The following is a 7,979-nucleotide window of genomic DNA, read 5'->3' as shown; positions in this document are numbered from 1 at the left end:
AATAAAGAAGAAGTGTAGGATTCTTACAGAAACATATATAAAAATATTCAAGATTAATTAACTATAAGAAAATGAGTTTTACGTTATAACTAACTATAATTCTTGAATATATGTAAATGGAGGATTCTTATTTTTTTATTTATGTGATGAAGGAGTTTTGTGTAGGAGAATTATACAAACGTTTGTTTTAAATATTTTAGTTGTGAATCAATATATGAGGCAGATGAGTTACAGTATAGTATTCAATTGTCTGGTTAGTTAATTACTCATTTATTATATAAATTTTATATAGCAAAGAAAAAAGCGCCCGCTATCGGTGCTTCCTCTAAAAATTTATCGCTACAATTTCTTCTTAATACTTTTTCTTCATGAGAAGTAATTAATTTTTAAACACTTTCCAATATTCGTAACCACTATTTGTAATTCAATCCACATTTTGTTGATACCATTACAGTTACAGTTGTGTTAAAATCCATTTGAAACATTGCTTTTGGGAATACAATTGCTATCATAATCGCAATTTATTTTCTACAAACTGATTGGGTTTCAACCCAAATTGCGGTTTTATTCCGCAGTCCTTAACAATTTGTTAAGGACTCTTTTTATTTGTCCTTTAGTGCGAAAAAATAAAATTTGCAAAGATGTAAAATTTTTATAATGGGGATCGTTAAAAATATTAGCTTGATAACGATGTGGCGGGGCCCCTACTAGTCATAATTAACGTATAACCCGATACCACAATATATTCTATTATTTTGAATAATGCATATAAATCTTAAATATCGATTTTTATCAGCTCTTGTTATATATTAATTATCTAATCTATATATAATGAGGTGGATTTAATTGTCATTTTTTAGAAACAGTAAAATTGGCACAATATTAAACGTATTAATAATTATATCAAGTGTTGCTTGCGTATTATTATCTATACTAGGATTTTTGGGCCTTAAAAAAGGTGAGTATGCTTCTTCTACTATGTATGAAGATAGTTTATTACCAATTCAGTGGATAGGAACTATAGAGTCTAATTTTTATCATATTAATATGAATGTAAATGAAATTATGGTATCAAAAGATGAAAAAAGAATAAAAGAGCTTATGACAGAAATTGATACATTGCATACAGAAACTAATCAGTTATTAAAGCAGTTTGAGGTTAGAGTTAGTGCTAGTAAAGAAAAAGAATTATATACAACATTTCTTGAAAGATTTAATGAATTAAGAACACAACTGAAGAAAGTGGAAGATTTGGGGCAATCTAATAATGAAGAAGCATATGCTTATTATCTAAAAGAAGTTGAACCAAATATGAAAAAGACAACTCAGGCAATTGGTGAACTTATCCTATATAATAATAATAATGCAGAGCAATTACAAAAAAATAATACCGACAGTGCAACAAGCACAATAATGATGTTTGTTAGTATTTCCATTATAGCAATTGCAATCGTTATTTTTATTGGATATATCATTAAAAATGCGATTAAACAACCAATTGTATTACTACAAAGGGATATGCAACAAGTATCCAAAGGTGACCTAACAATCCGTACTTCTTATAAATCAAATAATGAATTGGGAAGCATTGTGAAATCTTTTAATAGTATGTTAGATAACTTGCAACAATTAATTGGTGAAGTAAAAATCACAACTCAAGAGGTTATTTCTTCTACCAATGGAATGTTGCAAGATACTAAACGAGCATCTCGTGTATCAAGAGAGGTTGTTCAAACTATTTCTGAGATCGATAAAAAAATAGAAGGACAAGTTACTAGTATTCAAGAAAGTTCATTATCAATGGAAGAAATAGCGACTGGAGTTCAAACAGTAGCTGAATCTTCGGCAACGGTTACAGAATTGGCTGTCACAACAACAGAACAAGTCAATTCTGGTAGTGAAGTAATAAAACAATCGATACTTCAAATGAATAGTGTTCATGAGGTTGTTGAAGAAACATCCACAGTAATTGATAGACTTGTTACACGTACACAGCAAATTGATAGCGCTCTGGACGCTATCACTAACATTGCTGAACAAACTAATCTTCTCGCCTTAAACGCTGCGATTGAAGCAGCGCGTGCCGGAGAAAATGGAAAAGGATTTGCAGTAGTTGCAGCTGAAGTAAGGGATTTAGCAGAGAAATCGAAAGAATCGGCAAATGAAATTAATCATTTAATACAATTGATTCAAACAGATACAAAAGATACAGTGGATGTCATGCAAAAAGGCCAACAAAAGGCTACAGAAGGAAAAGAAGCTGCTTATCAAGCAGATCAAGCATTCTCATCTATTATGGTGGCTATTAATAAAATCACTAGCCAAATTCAAGAGGTATCTGCAGCGACAGAAGAAATGTCTGCCGGTACAGAAGAAGTTAATGCTTCTATATCAAGTGTTTCTGAAACTGCAACACAAATAGCTAAAGAAACCACTCAAACTGTACAGTCAATCCAATCACAAGCAGCATCAATTGAGGAAGTATCGAGTCAATCTAACAAAATAAAAGAAAAAGTAGAAGCATTATCAGAATTAGTTTCAAAATTTATTATTGAAACTAAAAAAGCTGGAAAATAAAATAGGTTGAATATTATAAAAAACTACAGGTTCTTAATCAATTACAGACCTGTAGTTTTTATTATGATTTACCTATTTTTCAACCTTTGTCCTTCTTTTTTGTAAAACAAAGTGAAAATAGGGATAGTTCAAATCTCTTCGGATATTAATTATACTCCCTGGTGGCGGCCACTTTAAAATATTTCGTATTTCTTCTATGTAATTTATCTAGTTAGCTTGATAGCGATGGGGTACCGCCAGCATTTCGGAAAAAAACCACGTTAAGTAAATTTCAACAAAAAATAGCCAACTTTAATCCCTTTAAGACTAAATCGGCTGTTTTATATTCAAAACTTAGTTGTTTGTAATATCAAAAGAAAATGTTTCTTTTAGTCCCTTTTTCCCGTCAGAAGTGATTTTGATTGCTCTTGTTTTAGGTAAACGTTGAACCCAATTTAGTTCTAGTAGTCTTTCTAGAAGGGCATTTCCTAATGCTCCCGCAAGGTGGTGACGTCTTTCACTCCAATCTAAACATTTGTGTGTAAATGAACGACGCTTTTTCTTAACCCTTTCAAGATCAATTTGAAAATTTGTAAAGAATGACTCCCCTTTTTCAGTAACAGTAAACCCGTCCTTTTCTTCATAAATAACACCTATTTTAATTAAAGAATCTGTTAATTGTACTCCTAAATTTCCCGCAAGATGATCATAACATGTTCTTGCAAAACGCATCGCTTTATCTTCCGAAGCCTGTTTTAATGATTTAATTTCAATTGGTGGAGCTATTGATAAAAATGACTCCATAACTTGAGCAACTTCCGGATTTCGAATTCCATAATATCGATGTCTCCCCTGTTTTTCAACTATAACTACATTCGCATCGACCATTTTTGTCAAATGGAAACTGGCCGTCTGTGGTTTGATTCCTGCCATATATGCTAATTCGCTTGCAGGGTGGAATCTACCATCTAATAAGACTGTTAATATTGCTGCACGAGAAGCTTCACTCACAAGAGTAGCAATCATTGCTACATTTGGATTTGCGTTCATTTTAATTTCCCCCTAATGTAATTCATATTTCGATGATAATCGAAATGTTTATATTCTACAATAAATAAGGAAGAACATATGAATAGGAGGAGAAATAAAGATGAAAAAAATGGCTCAGGTTCCAAACACAGAGATTATTAAACCTAAAATTCTATACTACGGAACTCCTGTGATTTTACTAAATTCACTAAATGAAGACGGAACAGTAAACATCAGCCCTATGTCATCATCATGGGCATTAGGAGATTGTATTATATTAGGGATTGGACTTGGCGGGAAAGCTATCGAAAATTTAGAACGACATCCTGAATGTGTAATCAACGTTCCAAGTCCTTCATTATGGGAGAATGTTGAACAATTAGCCCCCTATACAGGGAAAAATCCCGTTCCAGATTATAAGAAAAAGAATGGATTTACATATGAAAAAGAAAAATATGATATTAGTAGATTAACACCTACTGAGTCTAAATCGGTAAAACCTACTAGAATTATGGAGTGTCCAATTCAAATTGAGGCAAGGGTGAAACATATTCGAATTCCTGATTATTCTCCTGATTTTGCAATTGTTGAGACACAAGCTATACATGTACACGCTCATAAGGAAATCATTCTTGAAGAAAATCATATTGACCCAAATAAATGGAGCCCACTTATATATAATTTCCGTCATTATTTTGGTCTTGGTAACCATTTAGGTAAAACCTTTCGATCCGAAATATAAATAAATATAATATCTTTTAAAGTGGACAATCCTTTCCTAATTAAAGTTAAATATTGTAGTAAGAAACCGAATTCCACCTGTTAAGGAATTCGGTTTCTTTATTATTTTTTATTTTGCTAAGAAGTGTTATTTCGATTTCCTTATAGCACCCAATGCAACAAAATTTAAATTAGCGTTAAAATGGCTCGAAAATCCTTAGCTTGTTTTTTTTCGTTTTGCGGTCTGTACCCCATGCCCATCAAGCTAAAATTTTATTGTTTTACCGTTATTTATGAGAATTCAACTCATTTTCTTCGTTTTGGGGAGCTACCAATTTCTTAAGTTGATGGCAATGGTGTACTATCCCTTATTAAAGTTGATTTAAGTCTTTTGGAAATCAATTCCTTAAATTAGTTTAAGTACTTGCTATTATTTAATTGAAGCTAATTTTATATTATAATGATCCAACAACGTGCACGTAATCGTCTGGGTGGAGGCCCAGTTATGGGAAATTAAACAAAATTTTGTTTAAATATTTTAGCTATGAAACAATGTTTGAGATATAAGTTACGGGGTTCAATGGTCCGCTTTCTTAAATTGTACTTTTACTATATAAATTTTATATACCAAAGAATAAAGTGAACTTTTGGATAAAAATTCACTTTGATTGTAACTAAATTTGTAATAAATTTCTCAATATGGATATCGCTACTAAATTACGACTCTAATATTCAAAATTAACAAAAAAGAAATTATAATATAAATATGATGGTTATCCGTTTGTTTACTCCTTGTGCTAAAGATAAGATCGTGTTCCCTGATCTTATCTTTTTATTTTAGGATTTTAGATACAAAAAAGAAATCCTTAATAGCTTAAAACTTCTCTATCATTAGGCCTGAAAGAAGTAAAACTTCAAACTTCGGTCTCTGCGTAGCACATTAAAGTAGTAAAAATTACTTGGAGGAAAACGTTTGGACGGGAATTAAACGTACCAGAGAATATCAAACAAAGAGGACATAGGGAGCTTCTTCGGAAATAATATAATTATGAAAATATAACAAATTGGAGGTATCCCTTGTATATCTAAAACATCGGCAAAACAAATAGATGATTTTAGAATGTAGAAAATGCTAACTAAAAAAGGAGAAGTAATTATGTCAGAAGCTTTTTATATGAAGATTGGTGATTACGAGAGACCTGCAGATATATTGCGGATGCTGGGACATCCTATGCGTTTGATGATAGTTCGAGAATTAATTTCGAAAGGGCCATTAAAAGTATCCGAGTTACAGAAGTTACTACGTGTTCCAAAATCTACAATGTCGCAACAATTAGCAAAGTTAAAACAGTTTAAGATGGTTTCCTATGAGCGAAAGGGAAATGAGATATATTATATAGTGAGTGATGAAAAAGTGATTGAGAGCATGAAGAGAATAGAACGTTTGCATCAATGAACGTAAGAAGACATGGAAAACCTCGTAACGATATGAGAAGAATAGGGGGAGAACCCGTTGGAAACGAAATTACAAGCATTTCAAAAGGATAGAGGTAAGAATATGCTATTTTTGCAGGAACAATTGTTACAAGAAGCGTTTCAAAAGAGGAAGGATATCAAGTTAATTCTGGTAAAAGGATTACATATAAAAGGAATAATAAGAGGATATGATACTTTTTCTATTTTAATAGAATTTGAAGGGAAGCAACAGCTTGTATATAAACATGCGATCTCCACGATTCGATTCTAAAAGAAAACAGTAGCATGAATTCTAATGATTTCATGCTACTAAAGAATGGAGACTATTTAGCTTTTACCGCTTCTTTTAATGCTTTTCCCGCTTTAAAGGCAGGTACTTTACTCGCAGGGATGGTAAGAGCTTCACCAGTATGTGGGTTGCGTCCTTCACGGGCAGCGCGGTCTCGTACTTCGAATGTGCCAAATCCAATCAGTTGCACATTGTCTCCATTTTGCAGAGCTTGTTCAATGGATTCTAATACGGCATCTACCGCAAGACTAGCTTGTGATTTAGTTAGTTCGGATTGTATTGCTACTTGTTTTATTAATTCTGTTTTATTCATAGGACACCTCTTATTATAGTTGGTATTTGTTTAGTATAATGGGAGAACGTGCGCGGTGCAAGATGGTTTGTAAGAAGTGAAATTTCAAATTCTTTTTATAAAGAAAAAAGTAACTTCCGAGAACAAATTTTACGTCAACTAGCCTCTTTTGTAGAGGCTAGTTTTTTGCTTACCGTGGGTTTTTTCCAAAATGCTGGCGGTAAACCTTTTTTGAAAAAAAAAACACCATTTAGTTTTCAGTATTATTAAATTTATAGTTAAATTAAGATTATTCGGAGCGTTTTCTAACCGAATGTCTATTTAGTTCAGATTCACGTTTAATGTGTAATTTTTATACAACAAAGAATAAAGCACCTAATTTTATAGGTGCTTTATTGTATCTGATTAATTGTGTATCTAGTTGCAATTGCTATTGCTCCTAAAAGTAATATGCCAACTATTACTTCACCCGGTGTTGTCCAATTGAACATACTCTTCACCCCCTACTCTAATAATAGAGAGGAAAGATTACAAACATTTTAAAATCCTATTATAATAATATTAATTTTACCTTATATTTGTTACAAAGAAAAAAGAATCCAAATGGATTCTCTCTTCTTGACATATTTACAATATGGAGAATACAGAGACAACTCTTTCAAAACTTTATTAGGGGAAAGTTTTAAAAAATGTCTTTATAACAATATTTACATAAATGTAATATGTAGTAAATTGATAGAATGAATACTAACTATTCTTAATTTTTAATAATTTTATCATTTACCATACAAAGAGGAACACCAATATTTCAACAAAACAAGCAAATTACCTTTAGACATGAAACAGCCAGGTTTTACACTGTTAAAAATATTAATATACAAAGGACGTAAGGATTGTAAATTAGTTAAATGTAACCTCTCAAAATTATTTGCACTAAAGAAATTGACGTATTCTCAATGTAGAGAGCCTCATCCTATCAAAAAAGAAGATCTCCATACAACAATGGAGAAAGTGAACAAACGTTTAAAAAGGTATACCTTTTTAAATACAGAGGTGTTACCTGTAAAACGCAAGAATATCAAGTTTGTAAAGGTAGAGGAAAGAATATTATAAACGTTTATATTTTCACATCACCTTTTCAAACATAAATAGAAGAAACATATACTAAGTGGAAAAACAAAGAAATAACTGAAGTTCAATTTTTAGAACTGTTAGAACTAAAGAAAAATACCTTTTATAAAATATAAAAAGAATATGAAGGTACATTAGACTAGCTATAAACTAATCTCAACACCTATAGCTGAACTGTTCTTCTTTGAGCGTTCGAGAAAGGAGAATTCTTTCATTAATCCATTAATATCAATAAAAAATAGGAGTATATAATTTTTAAAAATCAACTAAATTTAAGTTGAAATCTTTATACAAAATAAAGTAGTTAGCAAGATTTGCTAACTACTCGTTGTACAAAAGAAATTAAATTATACAAGTACGTAATATAATATGTAACATTAAGTTAGAAATATAGTATAAACGAAATTAGAAAGATTATACCGTAAGGAAAGTAATAAAATGTCCTCTCTTAATGAGGATATATGTTTGTGGTTATCCTATATCCAT

7 protein-coding genes and 1 pseudogene are annotated in these 7,979 nt (G+C 31.2%); 6 read left to right on the top strand and 2 right to left on the bottom strand.

Translation table 11 applies throughout. The features are described from left to right. The first annotated feature begins 846 nt into the window (after positions 1-846). A complete protein-coding gene (locus ACO6VI_RS28370; RefSeq protein ID WP_422424722.1) occupies positions 847-2,577 on the top strand; it encodes a methyl-accepting chemotaxis protein in 1,731 nt (576 codons plus the stop codon). A 333-nt stretch (positions 2,578-2,910) separates the two neighbouring features. Here the strand turns inward: ACO6VI_RS28370 and ACO6VI_RS28365 are convergent, their stop codons facing one another. Further along, positions 2,911-3,606: an ArsR/SmtB family transcription factor gene (locus ACO6VI_RS28365; protein WP_070172723.1), complete on the bottom strand. Its 696-nt coding sequence runs from the start codon at positions 3,604-3,606 to the stop codon at positions 2,911-2,913. 100 nt (positions 3,607-3,706) lie between these two features. On the opposite strand from ACO6VI_RS28365, the gene ACO6VI_RS28360 reads away from it, so the two are divergent. The 3 genes from ACO6VI_RS28360 (at position 3,707) to hfq (ending at position 6,052) form a co-directional block, all read left to right on the top strand. Continuing rightward, positions 3,707-4,327: a flavin reductase family protein gene (locus ACO6VI_RS28360; RefSeq protein ID WP_422424720.1), complete on the top strand. Its 621-nt coding sequence runs from the start codon at positions 3,707-3,709 to the stop codon at positions 4,325-4,327. Positions 4,328-5,461: 1,134 nt separating this feature from the next. Next, positions 5,462-5,761 (top strand): ArsR/SmtB family transcription factor, encoded by a 300-nt coding sequence (locus tag ACO6VI_RS28355; protein WP_422424718.1) that lies wholly within the window; start codon positions 5,462-5,464, stop codon positions 5,759-5,761. A gap of 57 nt (positions 5,762-5,818) precedes the next feature. Next, a complete protein-coding gene (hfq, locus tag ACO6VI_RS28350; RefSeq protein WP_422424716.1) occupies positions 5,819-6,052 on the top strand; it encodes an RNA chaperone Hfq in 234 nt (77 codons plus the stop codon). Between the two features lie 52 nt (positions 6,053-6,104). Here hfq and ACO6VI_RS28345 read toward each other — a convergent pair whose 3' ends face one another. Continuing rightward, the gene (locus tag ACO6VI_RS28345; RefSeq protein WP_422424714.1) at positions 6,105-6,383 is read right to left on the bottom strand and encodes an HU family DNA-binding protein; all 279 of its coding nucleotides are present in this window, start codon (positions 6,381-6,383) and stop codon (positions 6,105-6,107) included. Positions 6,384-6,431: 48 nt separating this feature from the next. Between ACO6VI_RS28345 and ACO6VI_RS28340 the strand changes: the two genes are divergently transcribed. Together ACO6VI_RS28340 and ACO6VI_RS28335 are read left to right on the top strand one after the other, a co-directional pair. Continuing rightward, the gene (locus tag ACO6VI_RS28340) at positions 6,432-6,632 is read left to right on the top strand and encodes a hypothetical protein (protein WP_422424712.1); all 201 of its coding nucleotides are present in this window, start codon (positions 6,432-6,434) and stop codon (positions 6,630-6,632) included. Positions 6,633-7,510: 878 nt separating this feature from the next. Next, positions 7,511-7,609 (top strand): annotated as a pseudogene (locus ACO6VI_RS28335) (recombinase family protein); the annotation flags it as partial. Positions 7,610-7,979 lie beyond the last annotated feature (370 nt).

The organism is Bacillus sp. PSXD-155 (assembly GCF_049310765.1).
In the GTDB taxonomy this organism is placed as follows: domain Bacteria; phylum Bacillota; class Bacilli; order Bacillales; family Bacillaceae_G; genus Bacillus_A; species Bacillus_A cereus.
Note: the sequence above shows the minus strand (reverse complement) of the source record. Positions and strands in the feature narration are given on the sequence as shown.

What these genes read in the sequence shown, in the direction of transcription:
- ACO6VI_RS28355 (WP_422424718.1), top strand. Translation starts at nt 5,462, where the DNA reads ATGTCAGAAGCTTTTTATATGAAGATTGGTGATTACGAGAGACCTGCA.
- ACO6VI_RS28365 (WP_070172723.1), bottom strand. Translation starts at nt 3,606, where the DNA reads ATGAACGCAAATCCAAATGTAGCAATGATTGCTACTCTTGTGAGTGAA.
- ACO6VI_RS28345 (WP_422424714.1), bottom strand. Translation starts at nt 6,383, where the DNA reads ATGAATAAAACAGAATTAATAAAACAAGTAGCAATACAATCCGAACTA.
- ACO6VI_RS28360 (WP_422424720.1), top strand. Translation starts at nt 3,707, where the DNA reads ATGAAAAAAATGGCTCAGGTTCCAAACACAGAGATTATTAAACCTAAA.